Origin of the sequence: Microbacterium galbinum (assembly GCF_023101185.1) — a bacterium.
GTDB lineage: Bacteria > Actinomycetota > Actinomycetes > Actinomycetales > Microbacteriaceae > Microbacterium > Microbacterium galbinum.
Window position 1 is genome coordinate 2,984,851 of sequence record NZ_CP078077.1, and the last position, 15,880, is coordinate 3,000,730.

The window sequence follows — 15,880 nt, forward strand, 5'->3', positions numbered from 1 at the left end:
AACGCATGATTCGACCGCGCCCGCTCCTGCCGTTGTGGGCGGCGTCGATCGCGGCCGCCGCCGCGGCGCTGCTCATGAATCTCGCCTACCCGGCGGCCGCGATCTGGGTTCTCGCGTTCCCGGCGACCGCGCTGCTGCTGCTGGCGTTGATCGGCCGCCGCGCGGGCGGAGCGCTGCTGGTCGGCCTGGTCTACGGCATCCTGTTCTTCGCTCTTCTGGTGTCGTGGACCTCGAGGTATCTGGGCCCGGTTCCCTGGGCTGCTCTCAGCGTCCTCGAGGGCGGCCTGACGGCTCTCGCCCTCATCCCGATCACCCTCGCCTACCGGTGGATCCCTCGCGCGCTTCCCGGCGCCTGGGGGCGGATGCTGGTGCTCCCGGTCGTCGTCGCAGCCCTCTGGGTCGGCCGGGAGGTCTTCGTCGGCTCCTGGCCCTATGGCGGCTTCCCGTGGGCACGGATCGGGATGAGTCAGGCCGAGAGCCCGCTCGCTCCGGTGTCGTCGTGGCTCGGCGTCGGCGGTCTCGGGTTCCTGATGGTTCTCGTCGTGGCGATGCTGATCGAAGCGGTGCGGCTGAGGCTGTGGCGGCGCCCGATGCCGCTGCTCGTTCCCGCAGCACTCGCGGTCGTGCTGCTCGCGACGCCGCAGTTCCCGACCGCTCCCGCGGGTGAGATGCGCATCGCCGCCGTGCAGGGAAACGGTCCGACCGGGTATTTCGACGAGCGCACGCCCTTCGCCGTGGTCCGCGCGCAGACCGAAGCCACCGAGCCCCTCTACGGCGAAGACGTCGACCTCCTCGTCTGGCCGGAGGGCAGCCTCGACACCGACCCCTTCCAGAACGAGACGCTCGCGCGTCAGCTGACGCTGGTCTCGACCCGGATCGACGCGCCGGTGCTCGCGAACGCCGCGACCGCCCGCAACGACCTCTACTGGAACACGTCGATGCTGTGGACGGATGCCGGGGGAGCAGAGCAGATCCACGACAAACGGCATCCGGTGCCCTTCGGCGAGTACGTTCCCGATCGCGACTTCTACTACGCCCTGGCCCCCGATCTGATCGGCCTCATCGGCCGCGAGTACACCCCGGGGATCAACCCGCCGCTCATGGACATCGACGGCGCCCTCGTCGGTCTCGCGATCTGCTTCGACGTCATCTACGACGACGTCATTCACGAGAGCGTGACGGGCGGCGCCGAGGTCCTCGTGTTCCAGACCAACAACGCGGACTTCCGCGGGACCGCCGAGAATCTGCAGCAGCTCGCGTTCGCGCGGATGCGAGCGATCGAGACCGGCCGCAGCGTCGTCAACGTCTCGACGGTGGGTACGAGCCAGATCATCCGTCCGGACGGGTCGACGATCACGAGCCTGGACGCAGATGAGGCCGGGGCGATGCTCGAAGATGTCGAGCTCCGCTCCGGCCTCACGGCGGGTGTGGTGCTGGGTCCCTGGGTGCAGCAGATCCTGCTCTGGGGTGGGCTGGGCGCGCTCGCTCTCGGGTGGTGGCGCGCTCGTCGGGCTTAGGCCCCGATCTTCTCCCGCGTCGGGTCCTCACCGGCTCCGCGGCGCGCGCGGATGAAGGCGAGGCGCTCCTCGAGCAGTTCTTCGAGCTCGGCGCGCGTGCGGCGCTCCAGCAGCATGTCCCAGTGGGTGCGGGCGGCCTTCTCGTCGGTCGCCTCGAGCGTCACGGCCTGGCCGTCGACGTTGAGTCGGGCGTCGGCACCGCAGGAGCGGCATTCCCAGGTCTGGGGCGGCTCGGCGTCGGCCGCGAACATCAGGTTCGTGACGTGGCCGCAGGTGTCACAGGTATAGGTGGTCTCACGGCGCTCCATGAAAACGACGCCCTCTTCGCTCTGTAGGCTCTGGGCGCCGAGTCGGATGCCGCGCAGGCTGCGATCTGCCATTGTGTGGTCCTCTCGTCGCTGTCAGGTATAACGCTCCAGCCTGTGCGCTTCATCCACGTCCCCGGAAACTCGGCGTTATTCACAGGGGAATCCCAGCGCGGGAGGTTATGAGGGCGACAGCGTGTCGAGGGCGAGATCGGCGCGATCCGAGACGATCCCATCGACGCCGAGGGCGATGAGTCGGTTCATCTCCGCGGCATCGTTCACGGTCCACACGTGCACCTCGACGCCCCGGGCATGCGCGGCGCGGAGCAGCGCGGCAGTGAGCACGGTCAACGGCCCCTGCCGCTCGGGGATCTGCAGGGCGTCGATGTCGCGGAGCACCCGTGCGGGGGAGAGGCGCAGGACGGACAGCGCGCGCACCGTCGCGATGGTTCGGCTTCCCCCCGATGTCGCGGGGCGAAGCGCGGCGCCCGCGCGGAGGACGGCGGCGACGGTCGCGCGCCGGTGGGCATCGGAGAAGCTCGTCACGAGGGTCCGATGCGTGTGATCGGCGAGGATCGGCCCGAGGGGCTCCGCCGCGGCGGCGGTCTTCACGTCGATGTTGAAGCGCACGGTCGGGAACAGGTCGAGGGCCTCGGCGACCGTGAGGAGGCCGCCGTGATCGGCGAAGAGACGGACGAGGTCGCGGGTGCGCACCTCGCGGACCGCTCGGCGGTCGCCGGTCAACCGCTCGAGGGTCGCGTCGTGGAAGAGCACGACGTCGCCGTCGGCCGTGACCTGGCAGTCGGTCTCGACGTACTCCACCCCGGCGGCGTGCGCAGCGGCGAAGGCTGCGGCGGTGTTCTCCCAGACGCCCGAGTCCTCGCCCGCCGCGGTCACGAGACCACGGTGGGCGAGGACTCGGGGATGCCGTGCCTTCGCGAAGTACGGGTGCGTCACACGCCCGGCGGGGGAGTGGGTGCCTGACCGGGCTTCGGCGTGAACGCACTGCCGATGCCCTTGAGAGCTTCCGTGAGTTCGCTCGGGATGATCCACAGCTTGTTGGACTGACCTTCGCTGATCTTCGGCAGCATCTGCAGGTACTGGTAGGCGAGCAGCTTGTCGTCGGGGGCGCCCTGGTGGATCGCCGTGAACACGTTCTGAATGGCCTCCGCCTCACCCTGCGCACGCAGGACCGCGGCCTGCTTGTCGCCCTCCGCGCGGAGGATCTCGGCCTGACGTGCACCTTCGGCCTCGAGGATCGCGGACTGCTTCGTTCCCTCAGCGGTCAGGATCGCGGCGCGACGGTCACGCTCGGCGCGCATCTGCTTCTCCATCGAGTCCTGGATCGAGATGGGCGGATCGATCGCCTTCAGCTCGACGCGGCCCACGCGGATGCCCCACTTGCCGGTCGCCTCGTCGAGGACGACGCGCAGCTGACCGTTGATGTTGTCGCGGCTCGTGAGCGCCTCTTCGAGGTTGAGTCCACCGACGACGTTCCGGAGCGTCGTGGTCGTGAGCTGCTCGACGGCGCCGAGGTAGTTCGCGATCTCGTAGGTCGCGGCACGGGCATCCGTCACCTGGAAGTAGACGACGGTGTCGATGGAGACGACCAGGTTGTCCTCGGTGATGACGGGCTGGGGCGGGAACGAGACGACCTGCTCGCGCATGTCGATCAGGGGGCGCAGTCGGTCGATGAACGGCACCAGGATGTTCAGACCGGGGGTGAGGGTCTTGTGATACCGGCCGAGCCGTTCCACGACCCCGGCCGTGGCCTGCGGGATGATGCGGATGGAACGCGCGACGGTCACCACCACGAAGATGATGACCGCGATCGCGAGGATCCAGAGGATCGCGGTGGGGATGAACGAGGCGTCGTTCACGGAGTCTCCTAGTCGTTGACGGGACGGACGATGGCGGTGGCGCCGTTGATCGCCGTCACGGCGATCGGCGATCCCTGGGGGATCGGTACGGGCGTGGCGGAGCGAGCGGTCCAGGTGTCGCCGTTGCTGAGCTTTACCTGTCCGGAGATCTGCGTGATGTCGTGGAGCGCGGTTCCACGGAGGTCGAGGAGAGCATCGACGTTCGACTTGGTCGGATCCTCGCCGCGCCGCAGCCGCCGGAGAAGCGGCGGTCGCAGGAAGAGGATGAACAGCGCCGCGGCTGCCGCGGCGACGATCACCTGCGCCCAGACCGGGATGCCGACCAGATCGGTGAGCAGTCCGATGGCGCTGCCGAAGCTGAGCATCAGGAACGTGAAATCGAGCGTGAGCATCTCGATCACGAGGAACGCGGCGATCAGGACCAGCCAGCCGATCCAGGCCCATTGGTCGATGAACTGTACGAAAGTCGAGACGGTGTCCATGCGGCCTCCTTCGCGGTCAACCTATCACGGGGCCCGACGCCGTATCGGGCGGCGCGGGGCGCTCTTGATAGTCTGAGTTGCCGCGTCATCGCGGCGTTTCACGCACCATGAGGAGTCACCGTGACCGCTGTTCTTCCCGCAGGATCTCTCGACGGCAAGGTCGCCCTTGTCACCGGCTCGTCGCGGGGGATCGGCGCCGACACCGTGCGCTACCTCGCGGAGGCCGGGGCGGATGTCGTCATCAACTTCCGCAACAAGGCCCCGCGCGCCGAGAAGCTCGCCGGTGAGCTGCGCGAGCTCGGACGCCGCGCGCTCGTCGTCGGAGCCGACCTGACCGACCCCGAGTCGGTCGCGGCGATGTTCGACGCCGTCACCAATGAATACGGTCGTCTCGACGTGCTCGTGCTGAACGCCTCCGGAGGCATGGAATCCGGCATGGCCGAGGACTACGCCCTCACGCTCAACCGCGACGCGCAGCTCAACGTGCTCCGCGCAGCCGAACCGCTCCTGGGCGAGGGCGCGCGCGTGATCTTCGTGACGAGCCACCAGGCGCACTTCATCCGCACCACCCCGACCATGCCCGAGTACGAGCCGGTCGCTCTGTCGAAGCGCGCCGGCGAGGATGCGCTGCGCGAGCTCATTCCCGGCCTCGCCGAGAAGGGCATCGGCTTCACGGTCGTCTCCGGCGACATGATCGAGGGCACGATCACGGCGACGCTGCTCGAGCGAGCGAACCCCGGAGCGATCGCCGAGCGCCGCGAGTCCGCGGGCAAGCTCTACAACGTCTCGGAGTTCGCGGCCGAGGTCGCTCAGGCGGCCGTCGATCCCGTCCCCGCCGACAACACCCGCCTCGTCGGTGACGTGAGCGCGTTCGTCGCCGAGTAGCACCCGCACGCGAATCGGCCCCGTGCTCCACCTCGGAGCACGGGGCCGATCTGCAGTGCGGATGTCAGTGCGCGGCGTCCTCCTGAACGGCGGCCGTGAACTCCTTGGCGTCCTTTCCGAGCGTGATGGCCCGGACGATCTGCACGATGCCGAGCGCGACGAGCGAGATGCCGAGGATCAGCCAGAAAGCGAACCCCGCCACGAGCGGCGAGAACAGCACGATGATTCCGGCCACGATGCTGAGGAGCGCGTAGAGGAGGGTCCACACGCGCGATCCGTCCTGACCGAGCAGGCTCAGGGCCACCACGCCGTCGACGATCCAGCTGATGCCGATGAAGATGACGACGACGAAGGCGAGAGCCGCGGCGGCCGCACCGAGGTTCGCGAAGGCGATGATGCCGGCGACGATGTAGAGCAGGCCGAGGAGGATGTGCCCGACGCGCGACCAGCCGCCGCGGGCGCCCGAGAAGATGCCGAGGCCGATGTAGACGAGACCCGCGACGACGAGGTAGGCGGCGAAGATCGCGGTGACGACGACGGCGGACTTCACGGGCCAGACCAGCAGCACGATGCCGGCGATGAGGGCGAGGACGCCCGAGACGGCGAGCGTGATGCGGATCGACTTGAACAGCGATTTCGCTTCGGAGAGTGGTGCGGACATGGGGGACCCTTTCTGAGAGAATCCTGTGTGGATGACCTCAGAGTAGCGCCGTCCATCCTCGCCGTGGGGCTCATCTCGTGAGGGGACGTCGCGCAGGGTCATGCGCCGATGCGGGGCGTCATGGCAGGATCGACACGTGACTCCCGACGTGGATGCTCGCCTGCGCGAGCTTGTGTCGATGCGTAAGGTGCGGGACCGCATCGACCGCGACTACGCGAAGCCTCTCGACGTGGAGGCTCTCGCTGCCGGGGTGCACCTGTCTGCGGGGCATCTCAGCCGCCGGTTCCGGGAGACCTACGGCGAGTCTCCGTACTCGTATCTCATGACGCGCCGGATCGAGCGGGCGATGGCTCTGCTCCGACGCGGGGACCGTTCGGTCACCGAGGTGTGCTTCGAAGTCGGCTGCTCGTCGCTGGGCACGTTCAGCAGTCGTTTCACGGAGCTGGTGGGTGTCCCACCCAGCGTGTACCGTGAACGCGCCGCCCACGTCGACGGGATCCCCGTCTTCCAGGCCAAGCAGGTCACCCGGCCGATCAGGAATCGAGAAGCGCCGCCCCGCGACGCCCACCTAGCGTGAACACCATGAAGATCAGCATCCACTACGCCTTCCTCCCGCACACCGACGCCGACGCGGCTCTCGCCTTCTATCGCGATGCCCTCGGCTTCGAGGTGCGCAACGACGTCGGATACGACGGCATGCGCTGGCTCACCGTCGGTCCCGAGAATCAGCCGGAGACCTCGATCGTGCTCCACCCGCCGGCGACCGACCCGGGTCTGACCGACGACGAGCGCCGCACGGTGCTCGAGCTCATCGCGAAGGGCAGCTACGGGGCGCTCACGCTCGCCAGCGACGACCTCGACGCCCTCTTCGAGCGGCTCGTCGAGAGCGGCGCCGACGTCGTGCAGGAGCCGATGGATCAGCCGTACGGCGTGCGCGACTGCGCCTTCCGCGACCCCGCGGGCAACCTGCTCCGTATCAACCAAGCCGGCTGAGAGATCAGCCTCGTCTCCGAAGGATGCCGATGACCACCGTCGACCACCCCGCTGACAGCCACGACCTCATCCGCGTTCAGGGTGCACGTGAGAACAACCTCAAGGACGTCAGCGTCGACATCCCGAAAAGACGGCTGAGCGTCTTCACCGGCGTTTCGGGATCGGGCAAGAGCTCGCTCGTCTTCGACACCATCGCCGCGGAGTCCCGCCGGATGATCGACGAGACCTACAGTGCCTTCGTCCAGGGGTTCATGCCCTCGGTTCCGCGGCCGGACGTCGATGTGCTCGAAGGTCTGACGACGGCGATCATCGTCGATCAGGAGCGCTTGGGGGCGAACCCGCGATCGACGGTGGGCACCGTGACCGATGCGAACGCGATGCTGCGCATCCTCTTCAGCAAGCTCGGCACCCCCTACATCGGCGGACCGACCGCCTTCTCCTTCAACATCCCCACGCAGCGCGCGAGCGGGGTGATGACCGGCCCCGGCGGTGAGAAGAAGATCGTGAAGGACGCGATCTACCTCGGTGGCATGTGCCCGCGGTGCGAGGGCAGGGGAGCGGTGTCCGACCTCGACCTCGCGCAGATCGTCGACGAGTCCAAGTCCCTCGACGAGGGCGCCATCATGGTGCCGGGGTACACGGCGGACGGCTGGATGGTGAAGGGGTTCTCGCAGTCCGGGTTCTATCCCGGTGACAAGCCCGTCGCCCAGTTCTCCGAGAAGCAGCGGCAGCTGTTCCTCTACGGAGAGGTGACGAAGGTCAAGATCGCCGGGATCAACATGACCTACGAGGGACTGATCCCGAAGATCACCAAGTCGATGCTGTCGAAGGACCTCGATGCCCTGCAGCCGCACGTCCGTGCGTTCGTCGAGAAGGTCGCCACCTTCGCGGTGTGCCCGGAATGCGATGGGACCCGTCTGACGGAGGGGGCGCGGTCGTCGAAGATCGACGGCATCAGCATCGCGGATGCCTGCCGCATGCAGGTCACGGATCTCGCTGAGTGGGTGCGCGGGCTCGACCTCCAGGGCGCGGGACCGCTGCTCGAAGCCCTGAGCGCGAACCTCGACGCCTTCGTCACCCTCGGGCTCGGGTATCTGAGTCTGGAGCGCCCGTCGGGCACGCTGTCCGGGGGAGAGGCGCAGCGCATCAAGATGCTCCGCCACCTCGGCTCGTCGCTGACCGACGTGACCTACGTGTTCGACGAGCCGACGATCGGCCTGCATCCGCACGACATCCAGCGGATGAACGGCCTGCTCCTCAAACTGCGCGACAAGGGCAACACCGTGCTCGTGGTCGAGCACAAGCCCGAGACGATCGTGATCGCCGACCACGTCGTCGATCTCGGCCCGGGCGCGGGCAGCGCCGGCGGCGAGATCTGCTTCCAGGGCACGGTCGAGGGGCTCAAGAGGAGCGGGACGCGTACGGGGGAGCACCTCGACGACCGCGCCGTGCTCAAGGACGCGGTGCGCGCGGCGGACGGGGCGATCGAGGTGCGTGGTGCGACCGCGAACAACCTCCAGAACGTGGACGTCGATATCCCCACGGGCATCCTGACGGTCGTCACGGGTGTCGCCGGCTCCGGGAAGAGTTCGCTGATCCACGGCTCCGTCTCGAAACTCGACGGAGTCGTGGCGATCGACCAGGGTGCGATCAAGGGTTCGCGTCGGAGCAATCCCGCCACCTACACCGGGCTGCTCGAGCCGATCCGCAAGGCGTTCGCGAAGGCCAATGGCGTCAAGCCGGCGCTGTTCAGCGCGAACTCCGAAGGGGCGTGCCCGACCTGCAAGGGCGCCGGTGTCATCATCACCGAGCTCGGCTTCATGGACACGATCGAGACACCGTGCGAAGACTGTGGAGGAAAGCGCTTCCAGGCCGCGGTTCTCGAGTACAAACTGGCGGGCAAGGACATCACCGAGGTGCTCGATCTGCCGGTGTCCGAAGCGCGGGTGTTCTTCTCGGAGGGTGACGCCAAGATCCTGGCGGTGACGGCGATCCTCGGCCGGCTGGACGACGTCGGTCTCGGGTATCTCTCGCTCGGACAGCCGCTCTCGACCCTGTCCGGCGGTGAGCGTCAGCGCATCAAGCTGGCGATCCAGATGGGGGAGAAGGGCGACGTCTACGTGCTCGACGAGCCGACGACCGGTCTCCACCTCGCTGATGTGCAGAAGATCCTCGGGCTCCTCGACCGTCTCGTCGAGTCGGGCAAGACCGTGATCGTGATCGAGCACCACCAGGCGGTGATGGCTCACGCGGACTGGATCCTCGACATCGGTCCCGGCGCCGGGCACGACGGCGGCCGTGTCGTGTTCGAAGGCACGCCCGCGGATCTCGTGGCAGAACGCTCGACGCTCACCGGCGAACATCTCGCGGCCTACGTCGGAGTCTGATCCCCGACGAGCTGAACCGATATATCAGTCCCGTCGAGCGATGATCGTGTAGGTGCAGGGGAGCAGATCGCGCTGGTCTTCCGGCCATGCGTATCCTCCGGGCACCTCCACCATCCGCGGGCTGAATCGCCAGGGGAGTGTGCGGCCTTCATCGACGTGCACGATGCGCAGGCCCGCACCGAGGAGGGCGCCCAGGATCTCGGCGAGCGAGTGCGGCCACTCGTAGGTGCGCGTGTGCGACACGGTGCCGTCGCCCGCGTAGGTGCTCGCGTCGTCCCAGACCTGCGCCGACCCGTCGCCGAAGTACCGATAGCGCGCGGTGAGCGTCTCCGCGTCCTCGTCGAGCGCGTACAGCGCAGGATGCCCGTCGCGGATGAAGAACGTCCCGCCGGGGCGCAACAGCTCCTGGATCTGCTGGGACCAACGGTCCAGATCGGAGAGCCAGCAGATCGTTCCGATGCTCGTGTAGACGACATCGAAGTCACCGGAGACCGCGGCCCTGGCGTCGAGCACGTCGGTTTCGACCCACTCGGCGTCGACGCCGTGCTCCTCGGCGAAGGCTCGTGCCGTCTCCAGGGCCGGCGCCGAGAAATCGACGCCGGTGACTCGTCGTGCACCGGCGCGCGCCAGCGAGACGGTGTCGGTGCCGATGTGGCACTGCAGGTGGCACACGTCTAGTCCGACGATGGATCGTGCGGGCAGGAATCGTTCGAGCACCGGGACGTCGTGGCGGACGACATCGCTGAGGTGCTCGGGGTCATCGAACGACTCGCGCTCGTACGACACCGCGTGCAGCGGCACGCGGTCGTCCCAGTTCTCACGATTGGCCTCGCGCGCCGCCGACCAGTCGATCTCCACGTGTTCGCCGTTCATGGCACCAGCCTAGCGAAGCGGATTCCGTTATAACCGATAATGCACATTATGTCAGTCCGTGTGAGAACCACCTCGCCCGACAGATTCCGTGAGCTTCCCCGTCAGTGAATTGGATGCCGAGTCTCTGGCTCCCCTTAACCCCCGAGAGATCGGATCGCTGGGTCTTGACGACGATCTTGTGCGAGACCCGCTCGTGTAGAGCGAAGAACTCGACGGGACTTACAACGATGAAGACCCTCTGGACAGCGCCCCGCTCCCAGCTGATCACTTCTGGCGCGGATACGCGCTTGCGAGGCGAGTGCGGTCCGCCCTGCCTGCGCCCTGGACAGTGGTCGTCAAAGAACCTGAGAAGCTCCGCGAGGTCGAACTCTCTCTCTACGACCGCTGAGATCGCCATGGGGACTTCTCCCCTGGTTCCTACGGGGCGTACGTCGTCGGCGTGTGGTTGACTGGCTCGCGGTTCACATTCGTATGCCGATTCATCGGCTCACTCCACGGGGGAAGAAAATGAAACGTCAGATCGCAGCCTGGACTATCGCCGTCGTCGCGGTCCTCGGAATCGCTGGCTGTTCCAGCACGCCGAGCGCCGACACGGACAGTTCGACGTCGAGCGAGAGCTCCGCCCCCGCCGAGCAGACCACGGATCAGTCCGTCGCCGACGCCTGCGCATCCGTGGGAAGCCAGATCTCGGGCGTCGCGACCGAGCTATCCTCGCTCGACATGAGCGCGGCGATGTCCGACCCCGAGGGAACGGTTGCCACGTTCACCGAGACCGTCGATGCGATCGGTGCCGCCGCGGAGTCCGTCTCCAACCAGGAGGTCAAGGATGCCGTGACCGCGGTGCACGAGGACTTCACGTCGCTGCGCGATCTTCTCAAGCGTGTCCTGGTCGATCAGGACACGTCCGCCGCCGCGGAGGCGTCGACGCTCACGACCGACATCCAGGAATCGACTCAGGCGTTCTCGACGCTCTGCGCTGGCTGAGCGACCGGATCCTCGGGGCCCGGCGAGCGATTGCGCGCCGGGCCCGTCGTCTGCGTCGAGGCCGCGGTGACGCGAGTACCGTGGAAGGGTGACGCACGCTCCCCTCTCCCCCGTCTCGAACCCCGGGTGGCGAGCCTGGCTGATCTGGTCGGTGGGCGTCGCGGCTTACGTCGTCGCCATCACGAACCGCACGTCGTTGGGCGCCGTCGGTGTCGACGCGGCCGATCGTTTCCAGGCGGATGCCTCCACCCTCGCTCTCTTCGCGGTCGTGCAGCTCGCGGTGTACGGGGGGATGCAGATTCCGATCGGTGTACTCCTCGACCGGTACGGCTCGCGTCCGATCATCACGATCGGGATGTTCCTGATGGCTGCGGGTCAGTTGGTGATGGCCTTCTCCCCCAGCATCGGCATTGCGATCTTCGCCCGTGTGCTGCTGGGTGCCGGAGACGCGGCCGTCTTCCCCGCGGTGCTCCGATTGGTCGCGGTGTGGTTCCCCGCCCAACGCGGCCCCGTGATGGTGCAGTTCACGGGCATCATCGGACAGGCGGGGCAACTGGTGGCGCTCGTCCCTCTGGCCGCTCTCCTGCACGCCACGAGCTGGACGATCACGTTCGGGAGCATCGCCGGGCTGGGCGTGCTCTTCACGATCCTCGTCGCTCTGGTCATCCGAAACCGCCCCGCCGAGCAGGACGCCGATGTGACGGTGAACACCGACACCGGAGTGGTGCGCGTGGTGACCTCGGCGATCGACACCGGTGTCGGCATCCGCGCCGCCTGGGCGCACCCGGGAACGAGGCTCGCGTTCTGGTCGCACTTCACGACTCCGTTCGCGGGTACGGCGTTCATCCTGCTCTGGGGAATGCCGTTCCTCACTGCCGCGCAAGGTCTCACGGCGGCACATGCCGCGGGACTCATATCCGTATATGTCGTTGCCGGCATGATCTTCGGCCCCATCATCGGCGACCTCTCGCGCCGACTGCCGAACCATCGGTCCCTCGCCCTCGTGCTCCCCGCGGTGGGCCTGCAACTGATCGCGTGGTGCGCCGTGATCGCATTGCCCGGGGCCGCGCCGATCTGGTTGCTCTACGTTCTCGCGATCGCCCTCGCGACCGGTGGCCCGGCGTCGATGATCGCCTTCGACCACGCCCGCACCCATAACCCCTCGCATCGGCTGAGCACCGCCACGGGCGTCACGAACGCGGGAGGATTCATCGCAGCTCTCATCGCGATCTTCCTGATCGGACTGTTGCTCGACCTCCAGGGCGCGGGCACGCCCGAAACCTATTCGCTCGACGCGTTCCGCATCGCCTTCCTCGCCCCGATCCCGCTCTGGATCATCGGGTGCGTGTTCATCGTGATCGAGCGCAAGCGCACGCGGGTCCGGATGGGACTCGACCCGGAGCGACGTCGCCGCTAGACGCGTCGCCTCCGAACTATCGACCTCAGACGGCGCGGAGCAGCGGGAGGAAGGTCTCGAGGATGAGCTCGACACTCACGTGTTCGGGTACGTCGGCGTCACCGGCCTCGAACTCGGCGAGTTCGATCCCGCGGACGGAGCCCGCGGGGAGCGCCGCGAAGATCGCCGCGAAGATCGCCGCGATCTGGTGGGGCAGCATCCCCTCCCCGACGCGATAGGCGGCGGGAATGTACCCGGGTTCGAGCACGTCCCAATCGACGTGGATCCAGACGGGCCGGCCGTCGATGAGCTCGAGAACGCGCTCGAGCGTGCTGTCGGCGGGGGCGAGAACGCGCACTCCGGCGCCGGCGAGGAGGTCACCTTCGGCCGGATCGATGTCACGTCCGCCGACGACGATCACCTGGGTCGGGTCGATCCCCGCGCCGTGTCCGCTGTCCCACAGTCCGCAGGCCGCGGCGAGGACCATGCCGCCGAGATAACCGGAATCGGTCGTGTCGGGCGTGTTGAAGTCGCCGTGCGCATCGATCCAGAGCACGACGGCATCCGGGTGCCGCTCCGCGACGGTCGGGAGCGTGCCGAGGCTCGCGGCGCACGTGTTGGTCGCGAGCAGCGGGACGGTCCCGGCGTCGATGGCGCCGGCGACCGCGTCCCGCAAGCCGTGCAGCGTGTCGTTCGCTTCGGGAAGAGCGGTGCTCCAGTCGTCGGTGCGGGAGGGACTCGGCGTGCCGATCGTCGTCGCAGGGGTCCGGAGCAGCGTAGACAGTGCATCGCCGACGCGACGTGCGCCCACGAGTGCGCCGTCCGTGCGGTCGGCCACGCGGCCCTGGGAGACGATGAGAGAGAACGCTGCAGGCATCCTCCCACTCTCCCACGCGGCGCGGATGGGGGCCAAAACCGTCCCCGTCACCGCTTTCGTGGCGTCCATCCCGACGGCGAGGTACCGTCCTGCAGCGCCCGCTCGCGATCGACCGCGTCAGACCAGCCCTGCGCAGCTCCGTCGCCATCGAAGCCGCCGCGCGCGACGCGCATCCCCACATCGGGGTGATGCATCCGAGGGGCTCCCCCGCGGCGGACCGAGGCGCGCACACTCCAGGCGTCGTCGGCGAAGCCGCCCCCGCGGAACGTGCGGTACTCGTCGTAGCGTGCGGGGTCGAGCAGGTCCCAGCACCACTCCCACACGTTGCCGAGGGTGTCGAACAGGCCGTACAGGTTCGGGATCTTGCCGCCGACCGGTTGCGGGGTCATCACGCCATCGGCGGCTGTCCAGGCGGCATCCGCGAGCGGCGCGTAGTGGGGGCCGACGGACCCCGCCCGGCACGCGAACTCCCACTCGGCCTCCGTGGGCAGCCGGAACCCCTCGGACGAGACGTCCCAGCTGACGTCCTCCCCGTCGAACAGATAGGCGTGTTCGAGCCCTTCCCACTCCGAGAGCGCGTTGCAGAAGTGCACGGCCCGCAGCCAGCTGATGTCGGTCGCCGGTCGGCGGGGATGCGGAGCGGCTGCGTCCAGGACCTCGGCCATCTGCTCCTGGGTCACCGGGTAGACACCGATCTCGAAGGGCTCGAGATCCACCGGACGCTGCGTCTTCGTGCGCGCATCCTGCAGCACGATCGAACCGCCGGGGATGCGGCGCAGTTCGATGTCGCTCGTCACCCCGGAGTCCGCTCGGTCCACACCGGGTACTTCGCGGTCCGGCCATCGCCCGACGACGTGCGCGTGACCCGACGCCGGACCCAGGGGCCGACGTGCTGTCGATAATAGGCGAGCCCGCTCGGTCCCGCTCCCCCGCGCTCGCTCGGTGCCCACCAGGTCTCGGGCGGTTCGTACCCCAGCGCGTGCAGCACGCGCGCTGCGACCCGATGATGGCCCGCGGCGTTCATGTGCAGGCGGTCCTCGGACCAGTACGCGCTCTGCGCGAGTTCCCGATCGGGCCAGTTCAGGGCGCGCACCACGTCGGGGCGATCGGCGACGCGTCGCAGCACGGCTTCGGAGAGCTGATCTCCGCGGCGCTGGATCAGGGACCCCATCGGAAGCTGTCCACTGGGGTTCGCGCCGGAGAGCAGGATCATCGTGACGCCCTCCTCGTCGCATCGGCGGAGAACGCGGCTGAACGCGTCGGCGATGTGCTCGAGGTCGGTGCGCGGTCGGAGCATGTCGTTGCCCCCGCCGTTGAACGACAGATGCGTGGGACGCAGCGCCAGAGCGGGTTCGAGCTGCTGCTCGACGATCGGCCACGCGAGTTTGCCGCGGATCGCGAGATTCGCGTACTGGATGGGATGCCCGGCCGCATCGGCCCACCCCTGGGCGGCGATGTCGGCCCACCCGCGCTCTCGGCCGTCGGGAAGAACGTCGCCGACCCCCTCGGTGAAGGAGTCCCCGATCGCCACGAAACGCACGTCTGCCATCGGACAAGCCTATTCCTGCGGGACCGGACCCCGTACCGATCCCGCAGGCCCGATCAGGCGCGCTTGTCGAGCAGAGCGCGCACGCGCGGGATGACCTCGCTGCCGTAGAGCTCGATGCTGCGCATCATCGCCTCGTGCGAGAGCGTTCCGGTGGCGTACTTCAGGTCGAATCGGCCCAGCCCGAGGGTGGTGATCGTGTCGGCGATCTTCGCGGCCACCCGGTCGGGAGAACCGGCGTAGATCGCGCCCTCCGGCCCGATGTCGTTCTGGAAGCGGGCACGGCTGTACGCGGGCCAGCCGCGTTCCTTGCCGATCGTGTTGTTCATCGCCTCGAAGCCCGAGTACGCGGCGTCCCATGCCTCCGCATCGGTGTCGGCGATGTGGCCGGGCGAATGAACGGCGATCGGATGCTTCGTCGTTCCGAAGGAGTCGACCGAGCGGTGATACAGATCGACGAACGGCCGGAATCGCGCGGCCGGACCGCCGATGATGGCGAGCATGAGACCGAGTCCGTGGCGTGCGACGCGCACCACGGACTCCGGGCTGCCGCCCACGCCCACCCAGGTCCGCAGACCCTTCTCCGTCTTCGGGAACACATCCGCGTTCTCGAGCGATGCGCGCATGGACCCGGACCAGGTCACCGGCTGCTCCTTCAGGAGTTCGACGAAGAGTTCGAGCTTCTGCTCGAACAGTGCGTCGTAGTCGCGGAGGTCGAAACCGAACAGCGGGAAGGATTCGATGAACGAGCCGCGACCGAGCACGACCTCCGCGCGACCGTTCGACACGGCATCGAGGGTCGAGAACCGCTCGAACACGCGCACGGGGTCGTCGGAGGACAGAACCGTGACCGCCGTGCCGAGGCGGATGTTCTCGGTGCGCGCGGCGATCGCCGAGAGCACCATCTCGGGAGCCGACACCGCGAACTCCTTGCGGTGGTGCTCCCCCACCCCGAAGAAGTCGACGCCCACGGCATCCGCCATCTCTGCCTGCGCGATGACGTTGCGGATCGTCTGGGCGCCGCTGAGGAGGGTGCCCTCGGCGTCGCGGGTGATGTCGCCGAACGTGTCCAGTCCGAATTCGATGCTCATGTC

The 15,880-nt window shown here is 68.0% G+C and carries 17 protein-coding genes; 7 read left to right on the forward strand and 10 right to left on the reverse strand.

Translation table 11 applies throughout. The features are described from left to right. Nucleotides 1-5 precede the first annotated feature (5 nt). Nucleotides 6-1,517, forward strand: coding sequence for an apolipoprotein N-acyltransferase (gene lnt / locus KV396_RS14455; protein ID WP_247956152.1), 1,512 nt, complete (start codon nt 6-8; stop codon nt 1,515-1,517). On the opposite strand, the gene KV396_RS14460 is transcribed toward lnt, so the two are convergent. The 4 genes from KV396_RS14460 to KV396_RS14475 form a co-directional block, all read right to left on the reverse strand. Then, nucleotides 1,514-1,897, reverse strand: a complete 384-nt coding sequence (locus KV396_RS14460; RefSeq protein WP_247622493.1) for an RNA polymerase-binding protein RbpA — start codon at nt 1,895-1,897, stop codon at nt 1,514-1,516. The genes lnt and KV396_RS14460 overlap by 4 nt on opposite strands. Nucleotides 1,898-2,002: 105 nt before the next feature. Further along, on the reverse strand, nt 2,003-2,779 hold the full coding sequence (locus tag KV396_RS14465; RefSeq protein ID WP_247956153.1) for a glycerophosphodiester phosphodiesterase family protein: 777 nt from the start codon (nt 2,777-2,779) through the stop codon (nt 2,003-2,005). After that, complete coding sequence (locus KV396_RS14470; RefSeq protein WP_247622491.1) at nt 2,776-3,702, reverse strand: SPFH domain-containing protein; 927 nt, start codon at nt 3,700-3,702, stop codon at nt 2,776-2,778. The genes KV396_RS14465 and KV396_RS14470 overlap by 4 nt, the downstream gene beginning before the upstream one ends. 8 nt (nt 3,703-3,710) lie before the next feature. Then, nucleotides 3,711-4,184, reverse strand: a complete 474-nt coding sequence (locus KV396_RS14475; RefSeq protein WP_247622490.1) for an NfeD family protein — start codon at nt 4,182-4,184, stop codon at nt 3,711-3,713. A 120-nt stretch (nt 4,185-4,304) separates the two neighbouring features. Between KV396_RS14475 and KV396_RS14480 the strand changes: the two genes are divergently transcribed. After that, nucleotides 4,305-5,069, forward strand: a complete 765-nt coding sequence (locus KV396_RS14480) for an SDR family oxidoreductase (protein ID WP_247956154.1) — start codon at nt 4,305-4,307, stop codon at nt 5,067-5,069. A 64-nt stretch (nt 5,070-5,133) separates the two neighbouring features. Here KV396_RS14480 and KV396_RS14485 read toward each other — a convergent pair whose 3' ends face one another. After that, nucleotides 5,134-5,730, reverse strand: a complete 597-nt coding sequence (locus tag KV396_RS14485) for an HdeD family acid-resistance protein (RefSeq protein WP_247622488.1) — start codon at nt 5,728-5,730, stop codon at nt 5,134-5,136. A gap of 178 nt (nt 5,731-5,908) precedes the next feature. Between KV396_RS14485 and KV396_RS14490 the strand changes: the two genes are divergently transcribed. Genes KV396_RS14490 through KV396_RS14500 form a run of 3 tightly spaced genes read left to right on the forward strand, consistent with a single transcriptional unit; the run spans nt 5,909 to nt 9,110 of the window. Further along, on the forward strand, nt 5,909-6,307 hold the full coding sequence (locus tag KV396_RS14490; RefSeq protein ID WP_247957604.1) for a helix-turn-helix transcriptional regulator: 399 nt from the start codon (nt 5,909-5,911) through the stop codon (nt 6,305-6,307). A gap of 5 nt (nt 6,308-6,312) precedes the next feature. Continuing rightward, on the forward strand, nt 6,313-6,723 hold the full coding sequence (locus tag KV396_RS14495) for a VOC family protein (RefSeq protein WP_247956155.1): 411 nt from the start codon (nt 6,313-6,315) through the stop codon (nt 6,721-6,723). A gap of 29 nt (nt 6,724-6,752) precedes the next feature. Further along, on the forward strand, nt 6,753-9,110 hold the full coding sequence (locus tag KV396_RS14500) for an ATP-binding cassette domain-containing protein (RefSeq protein WP_247956156.1): 2,358 nt from the start codon (nt 6,753-6,755) through the stop codon (nt 9,108-9,110). A 24-nt stretch (nt 9,111-9,134) separates the two neighbouring features. Here KV396_RS14500 and KV396_RS14505 read toward each other — a convergent pair whose 3' ends face one another. Beyond that, the gene (locus KV396_RS14505; protein WP_247956157.1) at nt 9,135-9,983 is read right to left on the reverse strand and encodes a class I SAM-dependent methyltransferase; all 849 of its coding nucleotides are present in this window, start codon (nt 9,981-9,983) and stop codon (nt 9,135-9,137) included. 507 nt (nt 9,984-10,490) lie between these two features. Between KV396_RS14505 and KV396_RS14510 the strand changes: the two genes are divergently transcribed. Together KV396_RS14510 and KV396_RS14515 are read left to right on the forward strand one after the other, a co-directional pair. After that, nucleotides 10,491-10,967, forward strand: coding sequence for a hypothetical protein (locus KV396_RS14510; RefSeq protein ID WP_247956158.1), 477 nt, complete (start codon nt 10,491-10,493; stop codon nt 10,965-10,967). Nucleotides 10,968-11,055: 88 nt separating this feature from the next. Next, complete coding sequence (locus tag KV396_RS14515) at nt 11,056-12,384, forward strand: MFS transporter (RefSeq protein ID WP_247956159.1); 1,329 nt, start codon at nt 11,056-11,058, stop codon at nt 12,382-12,384. A 25-nt stretch (nt 12,385-12,409) separates the two neighbouring features. On the opposite strand, the gene KV396_RS14520 is transcribed toward KV396_RS14515, so the two are convergent. From KV396_RS14520 to KV396_RS14535, 4 genes are read right to left on the reverse strand one after another with little or no spacing between them, the layout of a single operon-like run. After that, the gene (locus tag KV396_RS14520) at nt 12,410-13,240 is read right to left on the reverse strand and encodes an arginase family protein (RefSeq protein WP_247956160.1); all 831 of its coding nucleotides are present in this window, start codon (nt 13,238-13,240) and stop codon (nt 12,410-12,412) included. 47 nt (nt 13,241-13,287) lie between these two features. After that, entirely contained in the window at nt 13,288-14,037 is a 750-nt protein-coding gene (locus tag KV396_RS14525) for a formylglycine-generating enzyme family protein (RefSeq protein WP_247956161.1), read from the reverse strand. Further along, nucleotides 14,034-14,789: an SGNH/GDSL hydrolase family protein gene (locus KV396_RS14530; protein WP_247622479.1), complete on the reverse strand. Its 756-nt coding sequence runs from the start codon at nt 14,787-14,789 to the stop codon at nt 14,034-14,036. The genes KV396_RS14525 and KV396_RS14530 overlap by 4 nt, the downstream gene beginning before the upstream one ends. 53 nt (nt 14,790-14,842) lie before the next feature. Continuing rightward, nucleotides 14,843-15,877: an LLM class flavin-dependent oxidoreductase gene (locus tag KV396_RS14535; protein WP_247632215.1), complete on the reverse strand. Its 1,035-nt coding sequence runs from the start codon at nt 15,875-15,877 to the stop codon at nt 14,843-14,845. Between the last annotated feature and the right edge of the window lie 3 nt (nt 15,878-15,880).

Bases quoted from the DNA above. Each gene is read 5' to 3' on its own strand.
- KV396_RS14475 (WP_247622490.1), bottom strand. From the start codon at position 4,184: ATGGACACCGTCTCGACTTTCGTACAGTTCATCGACCAATGGGCCTGG.
- KV396_RS14495 (WP_247956155.1), top strand. From the start codon at position 6,313: ATGAAGATCAGCATCCACTACGCCTTCCTCCCGCACACCGACGCCGAC.
- KV396_RS14500 (WP_247956156.1), top strand. From the start codon at position 6,753: ATGACCACCGTCGACCACCCCGCTGACAGCCACGACCTCATCCGCGTT.
- lnt (WP_247956152.1), top strand. From the start codon at position 6: ATGATTCGACCGCGCCCGCTCCTGCCGTTGTGGGCGGCGTCGATCGCG.
- KV396_RS14530 (WP_247622479.1), bottom strand. From the start codon at position 14,789: ATGGCAGACGTGCGTTTCGTGGCGATCGGGGACTCCTTCACCGAGGGG.
- KV396_RS14505 (WP_247956157.1), bottom strand. From the start codon at position 9,983: ATGAACGGCGAACACGTGGAGATCGACTGGTCGGCGGCGCGCGAGGCC.
- KV396_RS14490 (WP_247957604.1), top strand. From the start codon at position 5,909: ATGCGTAAGGTGCGGGACCGCATCGACCGCGACTACGCGAAGCCTCTC.
- KV396_RS14460 (WP_247622493.1), bottom strand. From the start codon at position 1,897: ATGGCAGATCGCAGCCTGCGCGGCATCCGACTCGGCGCCCAGAGCCTA.
- KV396_RS14535 (WP_247632215.1), bottom strand. From the start codon at position 15,877: ATGAGCATCGAATTCGGACTGGACACGTTCGGCGACATCACCCGCGAC.
- KV396_RS14520 (WP_247956160.1), bottom strand. From the start codon at position 13,240: ATGCCTGCAGCGTTCTCTCTCATCGTCTCCCAGGGCCGCGTGGCCGAC.
- KV396_RS14510 (WP_247956158.1), top strand. From the start codon at position 10,491: ATGAAACGTCAGATCGCAGCCTGGACTATCGCCGTCGTCGCGGTCCTC.
- KV396_RS14485 (WP_247622488.1), bottom strand. From the start codon at position 5,730: ATGTCCGCACCACTCTCCGAAGCGAAATCGCTGTTCAAGTCGATCCGC.